This is a genomic window from Salibacterium salarium (assembly GCF_030813635.1).
GTDB lineage: Bacteria > Bacillota > Bacilli > Bacillales > Marinococcaceae > Salibacterium > Salibacterium salarium.
In genome coordinates this window covers 199,854-223,977 of the sequence record NZ_JAUSUM010000002.1, presented here as the reverse complement: position 1 = coordinate 223,977, position 24,124 = coordinate 199,854, and the positions used below count along the sequence as shown (strand labels likewise).

General features: G+C 38.5%; 26 protein-coding genes. 9 read left to right on the top strand and 17 right to left on the bottom strand.

Going from position 1 to position 24,124, the window contains the following annotated elements:
• The first annotated feature begins 27 nt into the window (after window positions 1–27).
• Window positions 28–531 carry a peptidyl-prolyl cis-trans isomerase gene (locus J2S78_RS06940; RefSeq protein WP_306897319.1) on the top strand — a complete coding sequence of 168 codons (504 nt, stop codon included), beginning with the start codon at window positions 28–30 and terminating at the stop codon, window positions 529–531.
• An 84-nt stretch (window positions 532–615) separates the two neighbouring features.
• Here J2S78_RS06940 and J2S78_RS06935 read toward each other — a convergent pair whose 3' ends face one another.
• On the bottom strand, window positions 616–1,944 hold the full coding sequence (locus J2S78_RS06935) for a PhoH family protein (RefSeq protein WP_306897318.1): 1,329 nt from the start codon (window positions 1,942–1,944) through the stop codon (window positions 616–618).
• 200 nt (window positions 1,945–2,144) lie between these two features.
• Window positions 2,145–2,600 carry a pyridoxamine 5'-phosphate oxidase family protein gene (locus J2S78_RS06930; protein WP_306897317.1) on the bottom strand — a complete coding sequence of 152 codons (456 nt, stop codon included), beginning with the start codon at window positions 2,598–2,600 and terminating at the stop codon, window positions 2,145–2,147.
• 221 nt (window positions 2,601–2,821) lie between these two features.
• Here J2S78_RS06930 and J2S78_RS06925 point away from each other — a divergent pair, with 221 nt between their 5' ends.
• Window positions 2,822–3,022 carry a YlaI family protein gene (locus J2S78_RS06925; protein WP_306897315.1) on the top strand — a complete coding sequence of 67 codons (201 nt, stop codon included), beginning with the start codon at window positions 2,822–2,824 and terminating at the stop codon, window positions 3,020–3,022.
• 36 nt (window positions 3,023–3,058) lie between these two features.
• On the opposite strand, the gene J2S78_RS06920 is transcribed toward J2S78_RS06925, so the two are convergent.
• The 3 genes from J2S78_RS06920 to typA form a co-directional block, all read right to left on the bottom strand.
• Window positions 3,059–3,460, bottom strand: coding sequence for an acyl-CoA thioesterase (locus J2S78_RS06920; RefSeq protein WP_306897313.1), 402 nt, complete (start codon window positions 3,458–3,460; stop codon window positions 3,059–3,061).
• Between the two features lie 249 nt (window positions 3,461–3,709).
• A complete protein-coding gene (locus J2S78_RS06915) occupies window positions 3,710–4,072 on the bottom strand; it encodes a YlaH-like family protein (RefSeq protein WP_306897312.1) in 363 nt (120 codons plus the stop codon).
• A gap of 47 nt (window positions 4,073–4,119) precedes the next feature.
• Window positions 4,120–5,964 carry a translational GTPase TypA gene (typA, locus tag J2S78_RS06910; RefSeq protein ID WP_306897310.1) on the bottom strand — a complete coding sequence of 615 codons (1,845 nt, stop codon included), beginning with the start codon at window positions 5,962–5,964 and terminating at the stop codon, window positions 4,120–4,122.
• Between the two features lie 153 nt (window positions 5,965–6,117).
• Here typA and J2S78_RS06905 point away from each other — a divergent pair, with 153 nt between their 5' ends.
• Window positions 6,118–6,291 (top strand): DUF5325 family protein, encoded by a 174-nt coding sequence (locus J2S78_RS06905; RefSeq protein ID WP_306897308.1) that lies wholly within the window; start codon window positions 6,118–6,120, stop codon window positions 6,289–6,291.
• A gap of 44 nt (window positions 6,292–6,335) precedes the next feature.
• On the opposite strand, the gene J2S78_RS06900 is transcribed toward J2S78_RS06905, so the two are convergent.
• The gene (locus tag J2S78_RS06900) at window positions 6,336–7,145 is read right to left on the bottom strand and encodes an inositol monophosphatase family protein (RefSeq protein ID WP_306897306.1); all 810 of its coding nucleotides are present in this window, start codon (window positions 7,143–7,145) and stop codon (window positions 6,336–6,338) included.
• Between the two features lie 146 nt (window positions 7,146–7,291).
• Window positions 7,292–7,480 (bottom strand): YkzI domain-containing protein, encoded by a 189-nt coding sequence (locus tag J2S78_RS06895; protein WP_306897304.1) that lies wholly within the window; start codon window positions 7,478–7,480, stop codon window positions 7,292–7,294.
• Between the two features lie 253 nt (window positions 7,481–7,733).
• Between J2S78_RS06895 and J2S78_RS06890 the strand changes: the two genes are divergently transcribed.
• The gene (locus tag J2S78_RS06890; RefSeq protein ID WP_125559260.1) at window positions 7,734–8,363 is read left to right on the top strand and encodes a YktB family protein; all 630 of its coding nucleotides are present in this window, start codon (window positions 7,734–7,736) and stop codon (window positions 8,361–8,363) included.
• Between the two features lie 109 nt (window positions 8,364–8,472).
• On the opposite strand, the gene J2S78_RS06885 is transcribed toward J2S78_RS06890, so the two are convergent.
• From J2S78_RS06885 to J2S78_RS06875, 3 genes are all read right to left on the bottom strand, one after another.
• The gene (locus J2S78_RS06885; protein WP_306897301.1) at window positions 8,473–8,748 is read right to left on the bottom strand and encodes a UPF0223 family protein; all 276 of its coding nucleotides are present in this window, start codon (window positions 8,746–8,748) and stop codon (window positions 8,473–8,475) included.
• Window positions 8,749–8,759: 11 nt separating this feature from the next.
• Window positions 8,760–9,719, bottom strand: a complete 960-nt coding sequence (locus tag J2S78_RS06880; RefSeq protein ID WP_306897299.1) for an NAD(P)H-dependent flavin oxidoreductase — start codon at window positions 9,717–9,719, stop codon at window positions 8,760–8,762.
• Window positions 9,720–9,815: 96 nt separating this feature from the next.
• Window positions 9,816–10,658, bottom strand: a complete 843-nt coding sequence (locus J2S78_RS06875; RefSeq protein WP_306897297.1) for a polysaccharide deacetylase family protein — start codon at window positions 10,656–10,658, stop codon at window positions 9,816–9,818.
• Window positions 10,659–11,015: 357 nt separating this feature from the next.
• On the opposite strand from J2S78_RS06875, the gene J2S78_RS06870 reads away from it, so the two are divergent.
• Window positions 11,016–12,620 carry a glycine betaine uptake BCCT transporter gene (locus tag J2S78_RS06870; protein WP_306897294.1) on the top strand — a complete coding sequence of 535 codons (1,605 nt, stop codon included), beginning with the start codon at window positions 11,016–11,018 and terminating at the stop codon, window positions 12,618–12,620.
• A 323-nt stretch (window positions 12,621–12,943) separates the two neighbouring features.
• Here the strand turns inward: J2S78_RS06870 and lpdA are convergent, their stop codons facing one another.
• The 5 genes from lpdA to J2S78_RS06845 form a co-directional block, all read right to left on the bottom strand.
• On the bottom strand, window positions 12,944–14,350 hold the full coding sequence (gene lpdA, locus J2S78_RS06865; protein WP_306897293.1) for a dihydrolipoyl dehydrogenase: 1,407 nt from the start codon (window positions 14,348–14,350) through the stop codon (window positions 12,944–12,946).
• Between the two features lie 2 nt (window positions 14,351–14,352).
• Window positions 14,353–15,633, bottom strand: a complete 1,281-nt coding sequence (locus J2S78_RS06860; protein WP_306897291.1) for a dihydrolipoamide acetyltransferase family protein — start codon at window positions 15,631–15,633, stop codon at window positions 14,353–14,355.
• Between the two features lie 94 nt (window positions 15,634–15,727).
• The gene (locus J2S78_RS06855; RefSeq protein WP_125559247.1) at window positions 15,728–16,705 is read right to left on the bottom strand and encodes an alpha-ketoacid dehydrogenase subunit beta; all 978 of its coding nucleotides are present in this window, start codon (window positions 16,703–16,705) and stop codon (window positions 15,728–15,730) included.
• A 3-nt stretch (window positions 16,706–16,708) separates the two neighbouring features.
• Complete coding sequence (gene pdhA / locus J2S78_RS06850) at window positions 16,709–17,752, bottom strand: pyruvate dehydrogenase (acetyl-transferring) E1 component subunit alpha (RefSeq protein ID WP_125559369.1); 1,044 nt, start codon at window positions 17,750–17,752, stop codon at window positions 16,709–16,711.
• Between the two features lie 523 nt (window positions 17,753–18,275).
• Window positions 18,276–18,953 (bottom strand): YkyA family protein, encoded by a 678-nt coding sequence (locus tag J2S78_RS06845; protein WP_306897288.1) that lies wholly within the window; start codon window positions 18,951–18,953, stop codon window positions 18,276–18,278.
• A gap of 234 nt (window positions 18,954–19,187) precedes the next feature.
• Here J2S78_RS06845 and J2S78_RS06840 point away from each other — a divergent pair, with 234 nt between their 5' ends.
• A complete protein-coding gene (locus J2S78_RS06840; protein ID WP_370871524.1) occupies window positions 19,188–19,406 on the top strand; it encodes a YjcZ family sporulation protein in 219 nt (72 codons plus the stop codon).
• A 200-nt stretch (window positions 19,407–19,606) separates the two neighbouring features.
• Complete coding sequence (def, locus tag J2S78_RS06835; RefSeq protein WP_306897286.1) at window positions 19,607–20,134, top strand: peptide deformylase; 528 nt, start codon at window positions 19,607–19,609, stop codon at window positions 20,132–20,134.
• A gap of 108 nt (window positions 20,135–20,242) precedes the next feature.
• Here the strand turns inward: def and J2S78_RS06830 are convergent, their stop codons facing one another.
• The gene (locus tag J2S78_RS06830) at window positions 20,243–21,019 is read right to left on the bottom strand and encodes a Cof-type HAD-IIB family hydrolase (RefSeq protein ID WP_306897284.1); all 777 of its coding nucleotides are present in this window, start codon (window positions 21,017–21,019) and stop codon (window positions 20,243–20,245) included.
• A 362-nt stretch (window positions 21,020–21,381) separates the two neighbouring features.
• On the opposite strand from J2S78_RS06830, the gene J2S78_RS06825 reads away from it, so the two are divergent.
• Both J2S78_RS06825 and rnjA read left to right on the top strand, forming a co-directional pair.
• Window positions 21,382–21,591: a DNA-dependent RNA polymerase subunit epsilon gene (locus tag J2S78_RS06825; RefSeq protein ID WP_125559239.1), complete on the top strand. Its 210-nt coding sequence runs from the start codon at window positions 21,382–21,384 to the stop codon at window positions 21,589–21,591.
• A 3-nt stretch (window positions 21,592–21,594) separates the two neighbouring features.
• On the top strand, window positions 21,595–23,262 hold the full coding sequence (gene rnjA / locus J2S78_RS06820; protein WP_125559237.1) for a ribonuclease J1: 1,668 nt from the start codon (window positions 21,595–21,597) through the stop codon (window positions 23,260–23,262).
• A gap of 181 nt (window positions 23,263–23,443) precedes the next feature.
• On the opposite strand, the gene J2S78_RS06815 is transcribed toward rnjA, so the two are convergent.
• Window positions 23,444–24,109, bottom strand: a complete 666-nt coding sequence (locus J2S78_RS06815) for a potassium channel family protein (protein WP_306897281.1) — start codon at window positions 24,107–24,109, stop codon at window positions 23,444–23,446.
• Window positions 24,110–24,124 lie beyond the last annotated feature (15 nt).

Below are 24,124 nucleotides of genomic sequence, written 5' to 3'. Positions count from 1 at the left end.
AGGTTAATGAAGGAGGAAGGAAAGTCATTGGATTTTATTGTTTTTATTCACGGAAATATTAAATATCAAATTACTATTGATCCGACCGTTTGGATATTTGACGATCGAAAAATTGATTTAACAACGTGGTCGGGAGAAGAAAACAGAAAGCAAGAAGAAATAGAGGCTTACCAAAAATCCGTTTCCGAACAATGGGATAAAGAAATAACCAAAGGAGTTGATGCTCCAAAACGTTCGGAAACCAATCAAGTTCGTTCGAAAAAGGAACAGCTCATCCATGGGACGTTCGCCATGCCTTTTCGATCTTTTTTAGAAAATGCAGAACCAGAAGCAGACGCAAAACAAGTAGTTGTTGAAACATCAGATGGAACAGAACATACAGTAAATCTCCAAGATGCCCTGCAGTTTGTGACTGGTTTTTCAAAAGACGGAGAACCTTTAAAAGAGACAGGACCCGTTCATGTTTATTACGGTGATGGCAGTAACAAAGAAAATCCCATCACTCACGTGACAGGATTTCGTGTCGTTTAATCACCATTTTGTTGTTTTTAAGGAAGCTGTCGGGATTTATTTCTCGCACAGCTTTCTTTTTATATTAAAAACATTGATACCTGCTTATAATATATCTGCTGCTAATTGTGCTAATCCTGATCTTTCCCCTTTTTCAAGCTTAATGTGGCCACTTACACCTTGCCCTTTAAACTTTTCAACAATATAAGCCAAACCATTGTTTAACTCATCAAGATAAGGATGGTCGATTTGAGCTGGATCACCCATAAAAACAATTTTGCTACCTTCTCCCACTCGAGTTAGAATGGTTTTTACTTCATGTTTAGTCAAGTTCTGTGCTTCATCAATAATAATAAATTGATCCGGTATGCTGCGTCCTCTTATATATGTTAGAGCTTCTACTTGAATGGAACCCATTCCTGCAAGTATTTGGTCAAGCTCCCCAGGTTTTTTTGTGTTGAAAAGATACTCCAGATTATCAAATACGGGCTGCATCCAAGGTCTTAATTTTTCCTCTTTTTCTCCAGGCAAATAACCAATATCTTTCCCCATTGGAACAACTGGCCGGGCCACCAATAATTTGTTGTATTTTCCTAAATCCTCTGTCTGTAATAAACCAGCAGCAAGAGATAAAAGTGTTTTTCCTGTTCCAGCTTTACCGGTTAACGTTACAAGCGGAATGGAATCATGAAGCAATAATTCTAATGCCATTTTCTGCTCTACATTTCGAGGTTTTATCCCCCAAACATGCTCTACCTCCGCTACGAAAGGCTTTATCCATTTTCCAGTGGCATCTATTTTACCTACTGCAGAAGCTGAGGTTCCAAGCGCATCTTTTAGTATGACAAATTGATTAGAATAACGCTTATCAGTATCGATACATGATGACGGGAGGCGTTGATTTTCATAAAATTCATTCAATAACTCTAACGGAACTTCATATTCAACCTTCCCTTTATAGATATTATCGTACTCTGTAACCCGATCACTCAAAAAGTTTTCTGCTTTCATTCCCAATGCGTCTGCTTTCACTCTTACTAGAGCGTCTTTACTTACAATAATTACTTTTTTGGGTTGGAACTCGTTTTCTTGTTCCATTTGTAAATTCATCGCCACAGCCAAAATTCTATTATCATTTGTGATCTCTGCGAACGTTTCTTTCAAGTACTGAAATGATCGATGGTTGAGTTCAACACGTATGGTTCCACCTTCATGAAGTGGAACCCCTTCATGAAGTTTTCCCTTCATCCGCAAGCTGTCCAAAATTCTAGACACTTCTCTTGCATTACGTCCAAGTTCATCCATATATCGTTTTTTTGTATCAATCTCTTCTAATACAACAGCTGGTATAACCACCTCATTATCCTCGAATTGAAACAGGGCACGGGGTTCTTGTAATAATACATTTGTATCAATTACATATATCTTCTTCAAAAATTGTTCCTCCCCACATAAAAATGAAACACTTTTCTACTAGTTCAAAACAAACAATACATTTGGAGGAAATCCCTTGCTATGAAAAAATACTTCTTCTTCTTTCATATGCTTCAACTTGGACAATATTGACGGTAATCATTCATATACCCGAAATTAATTTTTCAACTAAAAAAAGAGCTGGCCAGGTACTAGCCGGTCTAAGCCCTTTTCATCGCATCCATTACTTGATTATCTAATTTTAAAGCAGCTTCCGCATCGTATGTTTTTTCAAACTCTGGTTCTCTTACCATTTTCGCCCCGTAAAACATAATATCTTTCACTTCATCTACCGAACATTCAATCAATGCCAACTTTATCGGCATGTTTTCTATTTCTTCAGACAATATTCTTCCTTTTCCAGAAATCGCATAAGTCGAACCATTTCCTATAAATGTAATCACAAGACTGTCATTCTTTTTTAGATTTTCTATAATGTTAGATCGGCTTTCCACTGAAAATCGGATAGTATCCTGATCAAGCGCATAAAGCCATGAAATGGCGCTCACACTAGGTGCATCAGTCTGATAATCAACAGTAGACAGCGATACGTACCTTTCCTGACGCAAAAGGGTTAATAATTCATTACTAAGTGATGTTTCAACCTTATTAGCCATGTCTTTTGACCTCCTTGTGATCTTGCTTGCTTTTCTTTAATATTCTACGCGAAAAAGTTTCGCTTACATATAATATTAGACAACTATTCCTTAGAATCCTTTTTTCCATTCATATTTTTCGATGTTTTTTTCGTTCATGGATATATGTCTATGATATTGTTCCATGTTATACTTTGATTAGATTTGAATTCATTGTGGTTTTTTACACAGGAGTGAGTATTATGAAGGTAAAATGTGTGATTTGTGATCAGATCCATACACTTGATGACAGTGATCCGTTAGCAAAGAAACTTCGCAATAGACCCATACACACGTATATGTGTGATGAATGTTATAGTCGCATTGAGAAAAGAACACATGAACGTTGGGAAACTGGGAATTTTCGTCCGTATCGGGACGAAAAAACAAACGATGATTGGTAAACCACACTTGCTGAGGATATAAATTCCTCAGCTTTTCTATGTTTTGGTGGTATCGTGCTGGTGTAATATGTCTTTCCATTGATTTGGCAATAATTCACTCTTTTGGGTGTCAAAATTAAAATGAACAACAACTGAGTTTCCTTTAGCAATAATACCTCTCTCACAAGAGATTTCATGGTGTAGAGAAAAACTTGAATTACCGACATGCGTTACGGTAGTAGATATATGTAATATATCGTCGAAATAAGCCTGTTGGATATAGTCACATGAAGCTGAGGCTAAAATAAAAGGCCATTCTTTCATGTCCATCATTGTAGTTAACTCCCGAAACAATTCGATTCGTGCTTCCTCTATATAAATAAAATAACTAATGTTGCTTACATGACCAAGTCCATCGGTTTCGCTGGCTCTTACTTTTACTTTCCAATCATGTGCCATTGTATTTCCTCCTTTGTTTATATTATCTCCTGGATTCAGGAAAAACATAAAATCCTTACACCTATCTTACTACACATTATATATCAGATGAATAATACATGTTATGGTATCACTACGCCGACATACTTATTCTAAAGCAAAATGCAGACTCTCCCCATAAGGTTGTTCTGATTTAACGCTCTCATATAAATAAGTTAAAAAGGGCTGTTCCGATTATCGTTTTATACGACATTTGGAACAGCCCTTTTATTATAACTGTGATGCATTTTCCTGTTTTTTTTGTTGTTTCTTATGACGGCGGAGACGGATTTTATAAATACCCAACACAATTGCCGCCGCAATTAAAGATTCTACTACAACCATCCCAATCGCAAAAATGGTGAGTAATATAGCTCCTAATAACATTGCCGCATAAACAATTACATTTTTTAATATCGGAAGTTTTCTTGCAAAACCGAGATTATATACAATGACGCACATTATAACGACAACCGCATATAAGAGCCAAAATCCTGTTATAGGATTTTCATGAACATTCAAGACGCCGGCCATCCAGCTAAGGTCTTCTTTAGTTATATCAACATCATTTGCGGACGCAACGACTTTGTGCATCTATTTTCACCTCTTGACTATAACATTTATACAGTGAAAAGACGGAGTTACGTGTTTTTATTTGCAAGTTTTTTGCGCTTTTCCTCACGTTCACGCTCACTTTTATCCAAGACCTTCTTACGAAGACGGATGGATTTCGGTGTCACTTCACAATATTCATCATCATTTAGAAATTCTAAAGCTTCTTCAAGTGAAAGAGACCGAGGGCGTTTTAATGAAACAGTTGTATCTTTTGTTGCCGAACGGACGTTAGTTAACTGCTTCTCTTTTGTAATATTTACAGTCAAATCATTCTCACGAGTGTGTTCTCCAACAAGCATTCCTGAGTAAATTTCTGTTCCTGGTTCGACAAACAACGTACCACGATCTTCTACTTGCATCATTCCGTAAGGTGTTGTTTTCCCATCTTCCATTGAAACAAGAGCACCTTGATGACGTCCACCTACTTGACCTTTATGAAGCGGTTGATAACCATCAAAAGTGTGGTTTAAAATTCCGTAACCCTTAGTTTGTGCCATGAATTCAGTTGTATAACCAATTAATCCACGTGAAGGCACAATAAAGTCCATTTGCACTTGGCCGTCACCTTTATTGACCATATCAATCATTTCACCTTTACGGTCTCCAAGAGATTCCATGACATTTCCTGTGTAGTCTTCAGGGACATCAATTTGAGCACGTTCGACAGGTTCAGACATTACTCCGTCAATTTCTCTAACAATCACGGAAGGTTTCGACACTTGCAACTCGTATCCTTCACGACGCATGTTTTCAATTAAAATAGACAAGTGAAGTTCGCCACGCCCTGATACGGTCCAAACGTCAGGAGAATCTGTATATTCAACTTTCAAACTGACATCCGTTTCTAATTGTGTCAGTAAACGTTCTTCAATTTTACGACTCGTAATATAATCGCCTTCTCTGCCGGCAAAAGGACTGTTATTAATTAGAAATGTCATTTGTAGTGTTGGTTCGTCAATACGAAGTCTCGGAAGTGGATCTTGATGATCCGTTGGACATATGGTTTCCCCAACGTTAATGTCCTCCACACCAGTGATTGCAATTAAATCACCTGCTTCACCTTTATCAATCTCAACCCGTTTCAATCCCATATAACCAAAAAGTTTAGTAACACGGAAGTTTTTTAAAGTGCCATCCCTTTTAATTAATGTTGCTCGATCTCCGGTTTTAATCGTTCCCCGAAACACTCGTCCAACACCAATACGACCAAGATAATCATTATAATCCAGCATCGTCACTTGAAATTGGAAAGGATCCTCTCTGTTATCTACAGGGGCTGGGACATTATTAACAATCATTTCAAATAAAACATTTACATTGTCGTCCTGTTTTTCCGGATCTGCGCTTGCCGTTCCATTGATAGCTGAGGCATAAGCGACTGGAAAATCAAGTTGATCTTCATCTGCACCCAGTTCAATAAATAAGTCAAGTACTTCATCAACGACTTCATCAGGACGAGCCATGTCCCGATCGATTTTATTTAGAACAACTAATGGTGTAAGTTTTTGTTCCAATGCTTTTTTCAACACAAAACGAGTCTGTGGCATACATCCTTCATACGCGTCTACAACAAGAAGAACACCATCTACCATTTTCAAAATACGTTCCACTTCACCGCCGAAATCGGCATGGCCAGGTGTATCCATGATGTTAATTCTTGTATCGCCGTAGCGAACCGCGGTATTCTTAGCTAAAATTGTTATTCCGCGTTCTTTCTCAATATCATTTGTGTCCATCGCACGTTCATCAACTTGTTCATGTTCATGAAAGGTGCCTGACTGCTTTAATAATTCATCTACCAACGTCGTTTTTCCATGATCGACGTGGGCAATAATTGCTATGTTGCGTAGATCGTCACGTAATACTGTCATAATACTTTCATCGCTCCTATTCTTTACGTTCCTACTTTAACTTATCAATTGTATCACAAATTTATGGATGACACACAACCGTTACACCTTTTCTTTTTTTAGTATTCCATGTAAACTTGATAATATCGGATATTAGATATGGAAGGTGAAACCATGAATCCTCTTAAACTGACTTATTTAATTTTAGCGGTAATCGCAACTCTCTCCATTGCATCCATCGGCATTGCGGTTGCAGAGCGATCGATATTAATTGCTGTCTTTTGTTTCATTGGACTTGCCGGATCCTTTACCTTAGCGAGACTGTTACGTGCAAAAATTGACTATTAATCAACAAAAAAGCTGTCCCCATTATTAATATAGGGACAGCTGGTTTAATGATTAAACCCGTTATGATTGTAAACATATGAAAGTAGCTCTTCATGTAAGCTTGGACGAGCCGCAAGGATTGTGCTTTGTTCAAGCAAAGAAGGCTGCTTATTCTGAAAATCAGTTACCACCATTCCTACTTCTTTTAACAAAACAAGCCCCGCTGCGTAATCCCAAGGGGAAAGGCGAAAGCTGATATAACTATCAAGTCGTCCACACGCTGCAAATGCCAATTCAATTGCCGCCGTTCCATAAGAGCGGACACTTCTAGACTTACGCACCATTTCATGTAATGATTTATCATCACTTCGCTTTTCACGTGCGAGCCAACGCCCGTTTAATCCGATAATAGCTTCCGGCAAGTCAACACACGTTGCCATAGGAAGCCGTATTTCATTAATATAAGCTCCTTCTCCTTCTATAGCAGTAAACCATTCATCTTGCATAACATTATATATGATTCCAATTTTTCCGACACCATCTTTTACAACAGCAACCGAGATAGCAAAGTTATATTTTTGATGGACGAAATTAGTTGTTCCGTCTATTGGATCAATAATCCAAAGAATGCCATCAGTTGAACCTATGTTCTGCCCAACTTCTTCCTCCCCCATCATTTTATGCTGTGGGAATCTTTTTTCGATATTTTCTGTTAAAAATCTCTCTACTTTATAATCCATTTCTGTGACAAGATCATTCGGATTTGATTTTGTTTTAATATCCAGCGAATTATGAAGCGACTCTTTTAACATTTTTCCTGCCTCTTCTACCCACTTTACTGCTATATCTTTTATCTCTTTCCAATTTTCACTCATTCAACCACTCCTGTGTATGTCTATCCCCCATTATGGCATAAGTGTAATAAAAAAAACACAAACTAAAAATGGACTCTACCTAAAAAAAGGTTGGACAACGGATTTACCTGTCCAACCACCTATCATTTATCATGTGTATTGTTTCATTAAGCTTCAAGTCTTACCAGCTCTTGCCGTAACAATTCTAATCGGCATTTACACTGATTTACCGCTTCCAAGCTTCCTTCTAACATTGCGTCATGTAAACTGACCAGTTCATAATCGATTTCCATTCGAAGTACAGGTATTCTCTCTTCTGCATCTTTTCTCTTAAAGGTCTGAATTACTTGTTCCATGGCCACCCACACCCCTTTGTATATTTCGATGTTCCCCGGGCCTTCTGACAGTTTATGAAACCTTAACAAAATATTCTGATATTAATATTATGTTTCTGATATTATACCATATGATTTCCGTATTTCAAATGATACATCCTTTTTTTAAAAATATATTTTTATTTTCAACATTTGATTTGATTTTAGTATGAAACACAGGATAATATAGATAAAGAATATATTAAGTAACTGTTGCTAGAAAGGAGAATCTTTGATGCCTTTTCAAGGATTTAGGCCCTCAGATTTTGAAACATTTTATATTGATGAATTAGATGAAAGAATGGAGGCCATACGCAATCGTATTCAGCCAAAATTTAAATCTATTGGGGAGTACTTGACGGATGAATTATCCGTTATGCTTGGAAAAGAAATGTACCTCCATATAGCAAAACATGCCAGACGTACTAAAAATCCACCGACGGACACTTGGCTTGGTATTGCTGACGACAAACGTGGCTATAAAAAACATCCTCATTTTCAAGTAGGATTGTTTGATGATCACGTATTTTTATGGCTCGCCTATATTTATGAAATGCCTAATAAAACGGAAGTCGCAAAAACTTTTTTAGAAAACCAGGAAAAACTTGAAAGTCTCCCTAAAGATTACGTTATATCTTTAGATCATACGAAAAAAGATGCTTTTTCTATTAAGAAAAGTGATTCAGATGAAATAACAGAAGCTCTTCAACGTTTTCGTGACGTTAAAAAAGGGGAATTTCTAATAGGAAAACATATCGATAAAAATGACCCTGTTTTAGAAAACGGACAGGAATTTTTACAAGAAGCCAAAAAAACTTTTGAAACACTTCTGCCATTTTATCAAATGTCATTACATCAAGAATAAACACCTATATCAAAGCGGCGATTGCGTCCAAAGTAAATGGATTGGGTCATTGCCAACATTTTATACATTCCTATTGAAACGATTAACGTAAAAGCGTTAATCGTTTTTATTATGGCATTTTAATTTTTTCATCAGGTGCTGCCTTTGCTTTTTGTATAGTTTTCCAGCAGGATACTCCTGCCTGTTCATCAAATGTTTTAAAGTATTGCTTCTCCTCACTTTTTGATGGGACAATTTCTTTAAAACGATTATACAAAGTTAAGATATTTTCACTTACGACGGCTTGTTGATATGACTTTTCAATTATTTGAAAAAAATTCACTGCGTCCGTGATTTCTTCTGTCGACCAATCCATAGATATCGGCATTGGCATTTCTTCTTCCATTTTATAACCCCCTACTTCATCCAACTGTTTCTTACCTGATCTGCTTCATAAATGATACGTTCAAAAAGCTCTGACACGCTAGGACAATCGTTTATTCTACCAATAACCTGTCCGGCCCAACCAAACCCTTTTGTCTCATTTCCTTCATGTATATAGGCACAATTTGCTTTCCCATTAATGAAGTTTTTTAACGATTCATAGTCCGGGGTTTCATTTTCTATATCTAAAATTTTTTCCGTCCACTCATTCTTTAGAACCCGCCCCGGAGTACCTATGGAACGTTTGATAAGTACTGTATCATTTTCTGTCCCCCTCATCAATGCCTCTTTATACATAGGGTGGGCATGTATACAATCTTTCGTTGCTATAAATCGAGTTCCCATTTCAATGCCTTCTGCTCCAAGTGCCAACGCTGCCATCATTGCTCGACCATCTCCAATACCTCCTGAGGCGATAACCGGAATCGAAACACTATCCACTACTTGAGGCAGCAAAACCATTGTTCCCGTGTCATCTCGACCAATGTGTCCTCCCCCTTCTTGGCCAACAACCATCACTAAATCTGCTCCAAGTTCTTCTGCTTTTTGTGCTTGCCTTCTCGATGCAACTAACACTAGCGTTTTGACGTCCGTCCCTTTTAGCATTTCAAAAATCGGTGAAGGATTACTGCCAGTCATTGAAATAATTTTCACATTCTCTTCCAGAGCCGCTTCCACCATATGATGATAAGGACTTCCATGCTTACTAATAGCAAAATTCACCCCAAACGGATTATCTGTTTTTGTCTTCACTTTTTTTATTTCGTCTTTTAATGCTTCTTCATCCCGAAGAGACATTGCTGTTATTTGCCCTAATCCACCTGCATTTGATACAGCGGCGGCCAAATCGGAATATGCAAGGTACGCCAAGCCACCTTGTATTATCGGATAGTCTATTTCTAACAATTCGTTCACTGCTGTCTTCCATTTCATAGCAGGTCTCCTCTCTTCTCTTATTAACTTATCCCGCTTATTGTAACAAAAAAATATCTCCCAGCCGTAAAGCAGGAGATAAAAGTTATTATTAGGTTAGTTTTTGACAATATAGTCGGGATTTATAAAACCATACTCTTTTTCTCTAAATCCTTCTATAATATCGGGGAGTGCTTCTTTTGTCCATTCTCTATCGTGCATAAGAAGATTGGAACCATTCCGGAGAAGCTCCGTTTCCACCATAATTTCGGACAAATCTTCTGCATTTTGATAATCTGCTTCCCAATCATAACCGTAGGTCCAATTCATCCATACCATCCCACGTTCAGTGAGTAATTCTTTTGATGCATTTGAATTTATACCAAATGGAGCACGAAAAAAGTCAGGTCGTTCTCCAATTATCTCCTCTATTAAGTCATTTAACCCGACAATTTCTTCTTCTAACTCTTCTTCTGATAATTCCGTCACATCGACATGATTCATTGTGTGATTCCCTATTTCAAATCCCATATCATAAATTTTTTTTAAATCTTCTTTACCTTCTTCATCTTGCAAAAAGTGGCCATTCACAAAAAATATAGCCGGGACATCTTGTTCAGCTAAGTATTCAGCCATTTCTACACTATATGTATCCGGAGCATCATCAATCGTTATTAACACTTTCTGTTCGTCCACTTTTTCCTCTAAAGCTTGAAGGGAGGAATCCTGTTCGTTCACTTCATACTTTACTTTATTTTCTTGCTCTTTTGAGTTTTCCGTGTCTTCCTTTGTTTCATTCTCTTCTTTTGATTCATTATTGTCTTGCTCTTCTTCTTGAATCTGATCTTGTTCTTGATCTTCCTGCTGGTTTTCCTCGCTCTCGGAATTCATTTCTTCTGCATTCGAGTTGCACGCACTCAACAACAGACATGTTATTCCAAGTGTTAATATCCCCTTCAAGTTTATACCCCCAAAATTTTTGTTCTTTGTTTATTTTACCAGAAATCATGTCACCATGGGGATTCAATTAATTTATAAACTTCAATGTTGTTTCCTTTTATGTTCGTGTTATAATGTTTTTTGTGGTTTTTTGGGTATTTTACCGTGTCCTTTTTCAGATAATAAAAGAAATCATTTTGAAAAAACATGAGATTAACTTTTCGCATATTATTCATCCGCATACTTATTTCTTTTATTTATGTATAAGCCATCCATCTTGATTGATCTTTAAAAAATCGTCCATTCGCACGTAAAGAAAAATAAATCCAGATAACTATTTCAGTACTTAATTAAACAGGAAAGGCGGTTTTGCCTGAGATGAAGAAACTCACACCCGTATTTTACATCTCGTTTTTTATCGCGATTATTTTTATTCTTTGGGGCGCTATCGCACCTGAACATGTAAATGAAACATTAGGCAGTATTCAAAGTTATATCTCCGAAAAATTTGGCTGGTTCTATCTTTTGTCTGCCACTGCTTTTGTTATTTTTGCCATTTATTTAATATTTAGCCCTTATGGTAAAATCAGACTTGGTAAACCTGACGAAAAACCTGAATATAATTATTTCACTTGGTTTGCTTTTCTCTTTACAGCTGGTATGGGTATAGGGCTAGTATTTTGGGGGGTTGCGGAGCCTCTCTATCACTACTATGGACCACCTACATCTGAACCTGAAACCAGTGCCGCAGCAGCTGATGCACTTCAGTATTCTTTTTTTCATTGGGGTATTCATCCTTGGGCTATTTACGCGATTGTTGCACTGGGACTGGCTTATTTTAAATTTCGTCATGACGCTCCCGGTGTTCTAAGCGCCGCTCTTCGCCCGATTTTTGGAGATAAAGTGGACGGACCTTTTGGTACTACTGTGAACGTCATCGTCGTTTTTGCAACTATATTTGGAGTGGCCACTTCCCTTGGCTTGGGAGCAGCTCAAGTAACCGGTGGGTTAAGCTATACATTTGATTTTATTAACAATAATATAGGCACACAATTGATTGTGATTGGATTAATTACCATACTTTATTTAATATCAGCTGGTACGGGGCTTAATAGAGGTATTCGTATCTTGAGTATGACGAATATTGTATTAGCTATTGGATTAATGCTCTTTTTATTAGCAGTAGGTCCTACCGTGTATATATTCGATGCTTTTACGACAACACTTGGAAGTTACATTCAAAATCTCCCTAGTATGAGCTTCAACACTGCTGCATTTTCTGGGGATAGAGGGTGGCTTGAAAGTTGGACCATATTTTATTGGGCATGGTGGATAGCCTGGTCACCATTCGTTGGTACCTTTATTGCAAGAGTTTCACGCGGTCGTACGATTCGTGAGTTTATGCTTGGGGTAATAGCAGTTCCAACACTATTTGGTTCCCTTTGGTTTTCTGTTTTTGGTGGAACAGGTATATCATTGGATGGCATCTTAGACGGTGGATTGTATGATATAATGTCTAATCAAGGGGATGAATTCGCATTATTTTCACTGCTTAACGAATTCCCGTTAGCATCAATTATGATTACTCTCGCTATTCTCTTAATTATTTCATTTTTTGTTACATCCGCCGATTCAGCTACTTTTGTACTTGGGATGCAAACAACGAATGGTAGCTTAAATCCACCCTTATCCGTCAAAATGGTTTGGGGGGCAATTCAATCTTCGTCAGCTGCTGTCCTCCTATACTTCGGAGGTCTAGATGGACTTGAAACGGCAATGATTATAGCTGCCCTGCCATTTACAATTATTATGCTACTGATGGTTATTTCTATATTCAAAGCTCTCAGTAACGAACGGCATCTGATACAAACAGACAAAGCTGTTGTTCAAGCGGAGCGCAATAAACTGCGTGAAGAAAAAGAGAAATTGAAAAAAGAAAAAGAAGAATTAAAGAAAGAAATTAAATCAACAAAAAAACGTTAGTATATATTTTATAAGAAGATTGTAGTCTATCAAACACGTCTTGTCTTCGGTCTCTCTAGACGTGGCACCAACTCGAGTAAAAGTAAGACACAAAAGGAACGGATCTTGAGAAAAGCGACCAAGATCCGTTCCTTTTTGAACCTAAGTGTAGTACTGTACGGTCTGTGTTGCAGGCAGTTTTCAGCAGAACTGCTTTAGGGGGTTTGACCCATAATACCTTTCCCGCTGGATTTGTCCGTCTTCCAATTCTGTTGAGAAATAAAAATCAACAAAAAAGCCATCCTTAAGAGCTTTTCTGCTCGAGGGATGGCTTATCTTTTGTTCTATTTAATATGAATTGGTGTTCCTAGTGCAACTTCTGCGGTTTCCATTGTGATTTCTCCAAGAGTTGGGTGAGCATGAATGGTCATTGCCATATCTTCAGCAGTCATACCTGCTTCAATGGCTAGTCCTGCTTCAGCAATCATATCAGATGCGCTCGGTCCTGCAATTTGAGCACCGATGACAAGTCCATCTTCCTTGCGGGTTACCAGCTTCATAAAGCCTTCAGAGTCATTAAGGGATAATGCTCTACCGTTAGCTTGGAACGGAAACTTAGCTCCCACCACATCGTATCCAGCATCTTTTGCCTCTTGTTCCGTATAACCGACACTCGCAAGCTCAGGATCAGAGAAGACAACCATTGGGATAGCAAGATAATCTACCGCTGATGCTTCTCCTGCAATTGCTTCAGCAGCAATTTTGCCTTCATATGATGCTTTATGTGCTAATTGTGGTCCATCAATGATATCCCCAATAGCATAAATCTTTTCATTGCTTGTTTTGCATTGTTCATCAACATCAATGATGCCTTTATCGCTCATATTAACACCGATTTGCTCAAGTCCTAACTCATCTGTGTTTGGCTTACGTCCAACGGAGACGAGAACATAATCAGCATCATATGTCTTTTCTTCATCGTTAACAGTAGCTTTAATCGTAACACCATCTTCTGATTCTTCAACAGATTGGGCAAAAGCTTTTGTTTCGATAGTTACATTATTGTTTTTCAATCGCTTGCTTACAATTTGAGCCATTTGCTTTTCAAAGCCAGTTAAAATCCGTTCTTCCCCTTCAAGAACGGTAACTTCGGTTCCTAGATTAGCATAGGCACCAGCCAATTCAATTCCTATATAACCGCCGCCGATAACGACAAGTTTTTGTGGAATTTCATCTAGTTCAAGCGCTCCTGTAGAATTAATAACACGTTTTGAGTACTTGAAAGCCGGCAGTTCTACTGGACGTGAACCTGTTGCTACAATGCAATTTTTAAATTTGTACGTTTGGGAACTATACTCATCCGTAGATACTTTAACAGAATCACGATCAGAGAAATATGCTTCCCCACGTACTACATTAACTTTATTGCCCTTTAGTAGACCATCTACGCCACCAGTTAACTTATTGACAACGCTTGATTTCCATTCTTGTACTTTTGAAAAATCGACGCTTACGTTTTCAGCTGTAATCCCCATATCGTCAGCTTGTGCCTCGTGAAAACGGTGACCGGCTTGAATAAGTGCTTTTGATGGAACACATCCAACATTAAGACAAACACCGCCGATATCGCCTTTTTCTACGATAGTGACAGACTGTCCGAGTTGAGCTGCACGAATTGCGGCTACATATCCTCCTGGACCGGAACCAACAATAAGTGTGTCTACTTCTTCTGCGAAATCTCCTACAACCATTCTTACCCCTCCATTACTAGTAATTCTGGGTCATTCAATAAGCGTTTTACGTGATTTAACGCATTTTGTGCTGTGACTCCATCAATGAGACGGTGGTCATAACTTAAGGATAAAGCAAGCATAGGTCTGATGACAACTTCTCCATCTCGAACAACTGCTTTTTCCTCAATACGTCCAATCCCTAATATAGCGACTTCTGGATGGTTAATAACCGGTGTAAACCATTGTCCTTGAGCCGATCCAACGTTTGAAATGGTGGTTGAACCGCCCTTCATTTCCTCAGATGACAACTTACCATCCCGAGCTTTGCCTGCAAGTTCATTAATTTCATCAGCAAGCATAAAGATGGACTTACGATCTGCGTCTTTAACCACAGGCACAACAAGACCTTGCTCAGTATCTGCTGCAATCCCTATATTAAAGTATTTTTTGTAGACAATTTCTTCGTTTTCATCATCAATGGATGCATTTAACGCAGGGAATTCACGAATAGCTGATGTTAGAGCTTTCACCACATAAGGCAAGTATGTTAGCTTAATATCTTTTTCAGCTGCTACAGACTTAAATTTCTTACGGTTTGCGACTAGGTTTTCTACATCAACTTCGTCCAAGTGAGTAACGTGTGGTGCTGTTTGTTTGGAATTAACCATCGCTTTAGCAATCGCTTTACGGATACCTTTCATTGGTACACGTTCTTCGAGTGCAGTGGTATCTTGAACAGCAGAAGATGTAGATGCTGTTGCCTTTTCTTCTCCTTTTTCTTGAGTGGATTCTTGCCCACCGTCAATAAAGGATTCTATATCTTCTTTTGAAATACGACCATTTTTACCGGTACCTTGGACTTTTTGAATATTGACGCCTTTTTCACGAGCGAACTTACGTACAGAAGGCATCGCAATGACGCGTTTCCCATCGTCTTCCGATTGATCGTCTGCAGATGCAGATACTTCTTCTTTTTGTTCGTTAGATTCTTCCTGCTTCGGCTCTGCTTTTTCTTGACTCTCTTCAGCTTCACCGCTACTTTCAGTTGAAGGGGAATCAGCACTACCGTCGTCGATAGTCAAAATAACATCTCCGACATTTGTTGTTACTCCTTCTTCAGCTTTTACTTCTTTCACTGTTCCTTCTACCGGAGAAGGAATTTCAACAACAGCTTTGTCGTTTTGTACTTCACACAAAACGTCATCTTCTTGAACGGTATCTCCTGCTTTTACAAACCACTTAACTATTTCACCTTCATGTATACCTTCGCCAATATCTGGCAATTGAAATTCGAAAGCCAATACGGTTGCCTCCTTTGATTTATAAAATACATAAGAAACTGAAAAAGAAACTCATTGTTTCTTCTTCAGTCTGAATCACTTTGCTCTGTCTAAATTAGAAATTTACTACGGATTTCACTTTTTCGATAACATTTGTATGATCAGGCAACCAAACATCTTCTGCTGCAGCAAATGGGAACACTGTATCTGGTGCGGTTACACGAAGTACTGGAGCTTCTAAATGTAGAATAGCGTGTTCATTAATTTCTGCTACAACATTGTTTGCTATACCTGCTTGTTTTTGTGCTTCTTGAACAACAATGGCACGGTTTGTCTTTTTCACTGATTCCAATACGGTTTCCATATCAAGAGGGCTTATTGTGCGAAGGTCAACGATTTCTGCTTCAATTCCTTCTTCTGCGAGCTCATCCGCGGCTTTCAGAGATGTTTGAACCATCGCACCATAAGTAATGATAGAAACGTCTTTTCCTTCACGTTTCACCGCTGCTTTGTCAAGATCAACCGTATACTCTTCTTCTGGAACTTCTTCCCGGAAAGAACGATACAATTTCATATGTTCAAGGAATACAACCGGGTCGTTATCACGAATAGAAGATATTAATAATCCCTTAGCGTCATAAGGAGAGGATGGAACAACCACTCTGAGTCCTGGAGATTGAGCCATCAACCCTTCAAGACTATCCGCATGAAGTTCCGGTGTTTTTACTCCCCCGCCAAATGGTGAGCGTACTGTGACTGGTGCGTTATAGTGGTCGCCGGAACGATAGCGAAGTCTAGACATTTGTCCTGCTATACCATCCATTGTTTCAAATACAAAGCCGAAAAACTGAATTTCCATTACAGAACGGAATCCTGTCAAACTAAGACCGATAGAAAGTCCACTAATTCCCGATTCAGCCAATGGAGTGTCAAACACACGGTCTTCCCCAAATTCTTTCTGAAGACCTTCTGTTGCACGGAACACACCGCCGTATTGCCCAACGTCTTCCCCGAAAACAAGCACGTTTTCGTCGTTTTTCAGCTCCGTACGCATCGCATCAGTTATTGCTTGAATCATCGTCATTTGCGCCATAGCTTACTTCGACTCCTTCTCTCTATATTCTTCGAGCTGGTCCTTCAAATGAGGAGGCAGCACTTCATGCATATTTTCTATTAAATCGGATACCTTCTGTTTAGGTGTATCATCCGCTTCTTTAATAGCTGCTTTAATTTCTTCTTTTGCTTTATCGACAACCTCGTTTTCTTGTTCCTCTGACCATAGATCCTTGCTTTCTAAATACTTACGAAAGCGGACAAGTGGATCTCTTTTTTCCCACTCATCATCAAGGTCGGACGTGCGGTAACGAGTCGGATCGTCTCCTGCCATCGTGTGCGGACCATACCGATAACACAATGTTTCCAGCAACGTAGGGCCTTCACCGTTCAATGCTCTACTGCGAGCTTCTTGTGTTGCTGCGTAAACAGCAAGAACGTCCATTCCGTCAACTTGTACACCTGGAATACCAGCGGCCACTGCTTTTTGTGCAATAGTCTTGGCAGCAGTCTGCTCACCAGCTGGTACAGAAATCGCAAATTGGTTGTTTTGGACGACAAAAATAGCAGGCGCCTTAAATGAACCAGCAAAGTTCATACCTTCATAAAAATCACCTTGTGAAGCGCCACCATCACCTGTATAAGTAATCGCTACACTATCTTTACCTTTTTTCTTTAAACCAAGTGCAACACCAGCAGTCTGTACGATTTGTGCACCGATTATTATTTGCGGTGACAGCACATTCAACTCTTCAGGAATTTGTCCTCCATGAAAGTGACCGCGTGAAAATAAGAATGCTTGATATAGCGGGAGACCGTGCCATACAATTTGTGGAACATCACGGTAACCCGGAATAATCCAATCCTTTTGTTCTAGTGCGTACTGCGACCCTAGCATCGACGCTTCTTGTCCTGCTACAGGAGCGTAGAAACCAAGACGCCCTTGTCTATTCAATGATACAGCGCGTTGGTCGAAGATTCTTGTGTATACCATCCGTTTCATAAGTTCTTTCAAGTCTTCGTCTGATAAATCAGGAAGGGCCTCTTTATTAACAACTTCCCCTTCTTCATTCAAAACCTGAAACATTTCGAAGTGACCTTCCGCTTGCTCTAATATATTGGTAGTCACAAATGTTCACCTCTTCCTTTCTTTCCATGGGTAAAAATACTTAATCAAAAGCACCTTATCCCTGCATTTAGGGTAACCACATCTGATTTAAATCATCAGCATGGATGTTTATCATTTCCACTAGAACTAATGTACCCTGTGAAGCTTTGTAGTACTCATTCGTACCTTCTTTATATTATGATACAACTGTTCCAGTCAAAATTCAAAAAAAATGAAACAACCCTGCTCTTTGATAAGAATATACCACTTTAAAAAGATTCGTCAATCCTTTTCGCTTATCCGTTTTTATGAGGATTTTATAGCCTTCACTACAACGTAAGAAAACCTAACTGTTATATATCATTCATATATTGCTATAAACAGCTTTCACTCATGAAAACGGTTTTAATTACTGTTTTTATAATACAGTTTTTGTCGAATAAGAGAATAATAAAAAACTGTTTCAAAAAGATCATCATCTTTTTTGAAACAGTTCTGTAAGTTAATCAGATTCTTCTACATCTTCAGATTCTTCACCTTTGATTTCCAAGTCTGATTTCTCATAAAAAGCATCTTTTGCTTCATTATATTCATCCGTATATTTGTTAAATTGATCTCTATTTTCTACTACCATACTATATTGTTCATTCACTTCGTCGATTTCAGCTTGTAAATCATCAATCGTCAACTCTTCTTTAGTAAAAGCTTCATACAATATGATATCTTTTTCAATTGCTGTTTTATAACTTTCATACAAATCTTGATAGGCTTCATAGCGATTATTCATCGCTTCTTTTACTGCTTCTGCCTCTTCATTGGCATCTTCCATATTATCCAATTGTTCTTCTCCTCGTTTGTACTCTTCAAAAGCTGCTTCTATGCTCTCTTTCTCTGTTTCAAGTAATTCTTTTCGTTCTTTAGCATACCCCGTTGCTTCTTCTGATAAGCTCTCGATTTGTTCAAGTTCTTCAATACCTAAAGACAACATTTCCTCATACAGCTCTTGTTCCTGTTGTTCAAGTTCCATAATCGGTTCTTGCTGTGCTTCAAACTCATTTTCCATCGACGCTGCTTCTTCCAAATGAGTGTACACCTTTTCCGCCGAGGTGCTTCCACAGGCACTCAATATACCAATGAAGACGCACGCTGTAACGATTAATGCATTTTTTTTATTTAACAATATCACTTTTTCCTCCCCATCTAATCCCATCTGAGTCAGTTCTTACCTCTATACTCCATATATGTAATCCTTCATACGCTTTTACCCTAACAATCATAAAACAACATATACGTTAAATCAATAAAGATTCTCTTTTTTTAGGTTTATGCCTATTCACATTTTACACTCGTGACATATGGTAATAAGGAAATAACCCATAACGGGCATTACATGTTCTAAAGGAGGAAAACATCAATGTGGGCAAATCAAATGTATAATCCGACCGGTCAAGGCCCAAACCAAGTAGGTGGATATAGTAGCAACGGTTATGGCTGCCAAGTAGGTGGCTATGGTGGTCCGCAAGTAGGCGGCTACAGCAGTGGTAGAGGAAAAGGTTTTGCGTTAATCGTTGTGTTGTTTATTTTATTAATTATCGTTGGAGCTTCTAAAGTAGACAGTAAAGATCATTGCTAGATGATAAGTAATGTTTGTTCGAGAAAAAGGGGGATTCTCCCTCTTTTTCTTTTCCTTACAACGTGAAACACGCTGTTTGCAATTGCTCTGTAAATAAAAAGCTTCTACTTTTTACGCTGTCTCATTTCTGATATACTGATATAATACTATTTTAGAATGTAATGACTTACATAAAAACATAACACCATGGAGGGATATAAATGTTAACGATGAAGGATATTGTCCGCGAAGGACATCCCGCTTTGCGGCAAATTGCAAAAGAAGTTCCAATGCCGCCTTCTGAGGAAGATAAAAAGACATTACAGGAAATGCTCGAGTTTCTTAAAAATAGTCAAGATCCGGAAATGGCAGAAAAGTACGAATTACGTTCTGGTGTTGGACTAGCTGCAACGCAACTCGGAATCAACAAAAGAATGTTTGCGGTTCATGTTACTGACGAGAAGGATAATTTATATAGTTATGGATTGTTTAATCCAAAAATCACTAGACATTCGGTGGAGTTGACACATCTAGAAGGTGGCGAAGGATGCCTCTCCGTTGACCGTGAAGTTCCAGGGAATGTGCCAAGATATAAACGAATCACACTTGAAGGTACAACACTAGACAATGAAAAAGTCCAGCTTCGTTTGCGGGAACTGCCTGCAATAGTATTTCAGCATGAACTCGATCACTTAGACGGCATTATGTTTTATGACAGAATTGAAGATAGTGTCCCAGAAACAGACTAAAGATAACCTAATAAGGGGCTGTTCCAACTTTTGGGACAGCCCCTTATTACATTCATGAGGGACAGGAAGGAATTAGATGGACATTCATTTTCTATTTCATCTAAAACCTTATATTAATCCAATCCGTTCCAATCCTCGTTTAATTCCATCTTCATAAACAGGATCGGTCACAATATCTGCTTTTTTCTTTACTTGTTCAAGGGCATTCCCCATAGCAATACCTATGCCCGCTTCTTTTAACATTTCCATATCATTTAACGCATCACCAAAAGCTACTGTTTCTTCCATTGTATATCCTAAGTGATTCGCAACCGCCCGAAGTCCTTCCGCTTTCGATCCACCGGAAGGAACAACATCCACTGCCAACTCATGCCATCTTACAAATCGAAATGTATCGTAGTTGGTGCTATAATTTTCTTCGGCGTCTGTTCCACAAAACAACAAAGCTTGATAAATTTCATTGTTTTTATAATAAAATTTATTAAGAGGTGGATAATCCATTTTCAAATCGCCCATCCCTTTATGGATATGAGCATGATTTTCTACGTCCGCAACAGCCTGTTCATGATCAAGAAACACCATGGGATGCTCAGATTCAACGGCTTCTTTATGTAAATAATCTACTTGTTCTGTCTCTAATGGCTTTTTATCTATTACTTTTCCATCGGCAACAACATAAGATCCATTAAAACTTACAAACGTTGTAATACCCAACTCCTGTCGAAGCGGCTCAAACATAAACGGCGCCCTGCCTGTTGCAATCGCTACATAAACGCCACTATCCTTTAGGGCTTTGATTGCTTTTTTCGTTGACGGTGGCAGCTCCATTTTTTCAGTATACAATGTTCCATCAATGTCAAAGAATACAATAGAGGGTTTTTTCATATGTATCTCCCTGCTTTCTAAATAATAAAAATAGTACACCTACAGACAATATAAAATACATTCCACAGCATAACATATAATGCAATCTTCATTCACTTTTCTCTATGAATAATGGCAAGAATAATTGCTCGCTCCCGGTTGTTCTATTGAAAAAAAAGCCAATATCGATTACAATTTGTTAATTGAATACTTTCGTGTGAACGTAATGCTATAAAATTTCATTATGGTTACTTTTTATCATTTGATTTATAATATGTGGTAGAAGTATACAATGAGCGTTTATTTGGAGATGCTTCACTTGATGGACACCGGAGACCACAGGTGGTGTTTCTTTATGTATATAGATAAAAGGAGAGATAAACATGATATTTAAAGTTTACTATCAAAAAGACTTTAATCAGATTCCAGTAAGAGAAAATACGGATTCATTATTCGTAGAAGCGGAAACAGAGCGTGAAGTACGGCTAAAATTGGCGGATAAAAACTACAACATTGAATATATTCAACCGGTTTCCGAGGACCTTTTGAAACATGAAAAACAAAAAGAAGATTTCAAAGTGGAGAACCTGTAAAGCATGAAACAAATGAAAAAAAATCAAGTTGCCATTTTCGCCCTCGGAGGTCTAGGCGAAATCGGCAAAAATACGTACGCCATACAATATCAAGATGAGATCATTCTCATTGACGCCGGAATTATGTTTCCAGAAGATGAACTACTTGGCATTGACTACGTTATTCCTGACTACACCTATGTAGCCCGCAACAAAGACAAGATCAAAGGTCTATTTATCACACACGGACACGAAGACCATATTGGAGGCATTCCTTATCTACTCCGGGAAGTGAATGTTCCTATTTATGGTGGCAAGCTTGCGATTGGTCTTCTTAAAAGTAAATTAGAAGAACATGGGCTGCTTCGCCGTGCAAAATTAAATGTTGTTAATGAAGATCAAGTTATTAAGTTTAAGAAAACAAAGGTGTCTTTTTTTAGAACAACACATAGTATCCCCGATTCCTTTGGTATTGTAGTGAATACGCCTGAAGGTAATATAGTGCAGACAGGAGATTTTAAATTTGATTTCACCCCTGTCGGTGAACCTGCGAACCTTTCAAAAATGGCGGAAATCGGAGAAGAAGGTGTACTTTGTCTTCTATCTGATAGTACCAATAGTGAAGTTCCTGGATTTACCATGTCAGAAAGAACAGTCGGTAAAAGTATCGACAACATATTTCGTCAAGCTGAAGGTCGCTTAATTTTTGCAACTTTTGCTTCTAATATTTACCGACTTCAACAAGCGGTTGAAGCGGCAGTCAGGTACGGTCGTAAAATTGCAGTATTCGGACGAAGCATGGAATCTTCGATTACGATTGGACAAGAGCTCGGCTATATTAATGCTCCGAAAGGTACATTTGTCGATGCCTCTCAGTTAAACCGGATTCCTGATAATCAAGCTGCCATTTTATGTACAGGCAGTCAAGGGGAACCGATGGCAGCTCTATCAAGGGTAGCTCACGGTACACACCGTCAAATTCAAATTATCCCTGGAGACACGGTTGTCTTCTCAAGTTCTCCGATTCCAGGTAACACATTGTCCGTTAATAAAATTATTAATCAACTTTCCCGTGCGGGAGCTAGAGTCATCCATGGATCGTTAAATAACATCCATACATCCGGGCACGGCGGACAAGAGGAACAAAAATTAATGCTTCGTCTCATGAAACCGCAATTCTTTATGCCTATTCACGGCGAATACCGCATGCTTAAAATGCACACTCGTCTTGCTAAAGATTGTGGGGTTCCAGAGGACAATTCTTTCATTATGGAAAATGGTGAAGTATTGGCATTGACGAGAAAAAGCGCAGAAACTGTAGGCAAAATACCTTCCGGGTCTGTATATGTAGATGGAAACGGCATTGGAGATATTGGGAATATCGTACTGCGTGACCGTCGCATTCTGTCTGAAGAAGGCCTTGTCGTGGTTGTTGTCAGTATTGATATGAAAAACTTCAAAGTTTCTGCCGGGCCTGATATCATCTCCCGGGGCTTTGTTTACATGAGAGAATCTAGTGATTTAATTAATGATGCTCAATCAAAATTGACAAAGCATCTAAATGAAGTGATGAAGCGAAAAACAACCCAATGGGCAGAAATTAAAAATGAGGTTATTGATCAATTATCTCCATATTTGTATGAAAAAACAAAAAGAAAACCAATGATTCTACCTATCATTATGGAAGTATAAAAAAGTTGCATAATCACAACCCTCGTTTTTCGGGGGTTTTTTCTTTTATCATAGGCAGGCGGATGCTTTCAGCAGGGCTACTTTCAACATCCTCAAGTTCTGCTCCTACCTGTAGCATCAGCTAAGCTTATACTTTCTGAACAAAAAAAGGCGGCAAGCAGAAAAACTTGTGCTTGCCGATTTATGGCTCATCAATCCACTGGTTTTCCAATCGATTAATGTCATCGTCTGCTCCTATAACAATGAGGATATCCCCATTCGCTATTTTTTCTTCAGGTCTAGGAGAGACATGAATATTGTCCCCTCTTTTAACCGCCAAAATATTACACCCATATTTAGCACGTAAATCGAGATCTACTATGGTTTCTCCATGTAGTGTAGTTCCTGCCCCTAATTCAACAATACTATACTCATCTGACAATTCTAGATAGTCCAGGACGTTTTTCGATACCACACTGTGGGCAATTCTGATTCCAATATCACGTTCAGGGTGAATGATTTCATCTGCTCCAATCCGATTCAACACTTTTTCATGATAATCGTTTTGTGCTTTTACCGTAATATGTTTCACTTTCATTTCGACTAGCATTAACGTCGTCAAAATGCTCGCTTGTATATTATCTCCAATTGCTACAATGACATGATCAAAATTTCTGATGCCAAGACCGCGTAAAGCTTTTTCATCCGTTGTATCTGCGATAACAGCTTGTGTCGCTAGAGAAGCAAATTCATTTACTTTTTCTTCATCCTCATCAATGGCCAACACTTCCATTCCTTCTTCTACAAGCGACTTGCAAATACTTCCCCCGAAACGTCCTAGACCGATAACGGCAAATTGTTTTTTCATTGAATTTCCTCCGTC

What these genes read in the sequence shown, in the direction of transcription:
- pdhA (WP_125559369.1), bottom strand. Translation starts at nt 17,752, where the DNA reads ATGTTTCAGGTTTTGAATGAAGAAGGGGAAGTTGTTAATAAAGAGGCC.
- lpdA (WP_306897293.1), bottom strand. Translation starts at nt 14,350, where the DNA reads ATGGTTGTAGGAGATTTCGCAGAAGAAGTAGACACACTTATTGTTGGT.
- J2S78_RS06885 (WP_306897301.1), bottom strand. Translation starts at nt 8,748, where the DNA reads ATGGAAGAAGAAATGCCAATGCCGATATCTATGGATTGGTCGACAGAA.
- J2S78_RS06925 (WP_306897315.1), top strand. Translation starts at nt 2,822, where the DNA reads ATGAAGGTAAAATGTGTGATTTGTGATCAGATCCATACACTTGATGAC.
- def (WP_306897286.1), top strand. Translation starts at nt 19,607, where the DNA reads ATGTTAACGATGAAGGATATTGTCCGCGAAGGACATCCCGCTTTGCGG.
- J2S78_RS06815 (WP_306897281.1), bottom strand. Translation starts at nt 24,109, where the DNA reads ATGAAAAAACAATTTGCCGTTATCGGTCTAGGACGTTTCGGGGGAAGT.
- J2S78_RS06825 (WP_125559239.1), top strand. Translation starts at nt 21,382, where the DNA reads ATGATATTTAAAGTTTACTATCAAAAAGACTTTAATCAGATTCCAGTA.
- J2S78_RS06840 (WP_370871524.1), top strand. Translation starts at nt 19,188, where the DNA reads ATGTGGGCAAATCAAATGTATAATCCGACCGGTCAAGGCCCAAACCAA.
- J2S78_RS06915 (WP_306897312.1), bottom strand. Translation starts at nt 4,072, where the DNA reads ATGCACAAAGTCGTTGCGTCCGCAAATGATGTTGATATAACTAAAGAA.
- J2S78_RS06890 (WP_125559260.1), top strand. Translation starts at nt 7,734, where the DNA reads ATGCCTTTTCAAGGATTTAGGCCCTCAGATTTTGAAACATTTTATATT.
- J2S78_RS06830 (WP_306897284.1), bottom strand. Translation starts at nt 21,019, where the DNA reads ATGAAAAAACCCTCTATTGTATTCTTTGACATTGATGGAACATTGTAT.
- rnjA (WP_125559237.1), top strand. Translation starts at nt 21,595, where the DNA reads ATGAAACAAATGAAAAAAAATCAAGTTGCCATTTTCGCCCTCGGAGGT.
- J2S78_RS06930 (WP_306897317.1), bottom strand. Translation starts at nt 2,600, where the DNA reads ATGGCTAATAAGGTTGAAACATCACTTAGTAATGAATTATTAACCCTT.
- J2S78_RS06900 (WP_306897306.1), bottom strand. Translation starts at nt 7,145, where the DNA reads ATGAGTGAAAATTGGAAAGAGATAAAAGATATAGCAGTAAAGTGGGTA.
- J2S78_RS06870 (WP_306897294.1), top strand. Translation starts at nt 11,016, where the DNA reads ATGAAGAAACTCACACCCGTATTTTACATCTCGTTTTTTATCGCGATT.
- J2S78_RS06920 (WP_306897313.1), bottom strand. Translation starts at nt 3,460, where the DNA reads ATGGCACATGATTGGAAAGTAAAAGTAAGAGCCAGCGAAACCGATGGA.
- J2S78_RS06895 (WP_306897304.1), bottom strand. Translation starts at nt 7,480, where the DNA reads ATGGAACAAGTAATTCAGACCTTTAAGAGAAAAGATGCAGAAGAGAGA.
- J2S78_RS06880 (WP_306897299.1), bottom strand. Translation starts at nt 9,719, where the DNA reads ATGAAATGGAAGACAGCAGTGAACGAATTGTTAGAAATAGACTATCCG.
- J2S78_RS06855 (WP_125559247.1), bottom strand. Translation starts at nt 16,705, where the DNA reads ATGGCGCAAATGACGATGATTCAAGCAATAACTGATGCGATGCGTACG.
- J2S78_RS06905 (WP_306897308.1), top strand. Translation starts at nt 6,118, where the DNA reads ATGAATCCTCTTAAACTGACTTATTTAATTTTAGCGGTAATCGCAACT.
- typA (WP_306897310.1), bottom strand. Translation starts at nt 5,964, where the DNA reads ATGACAGTATTACGTGACGATCTACGCAACATAGCAATTATTGCCCAC.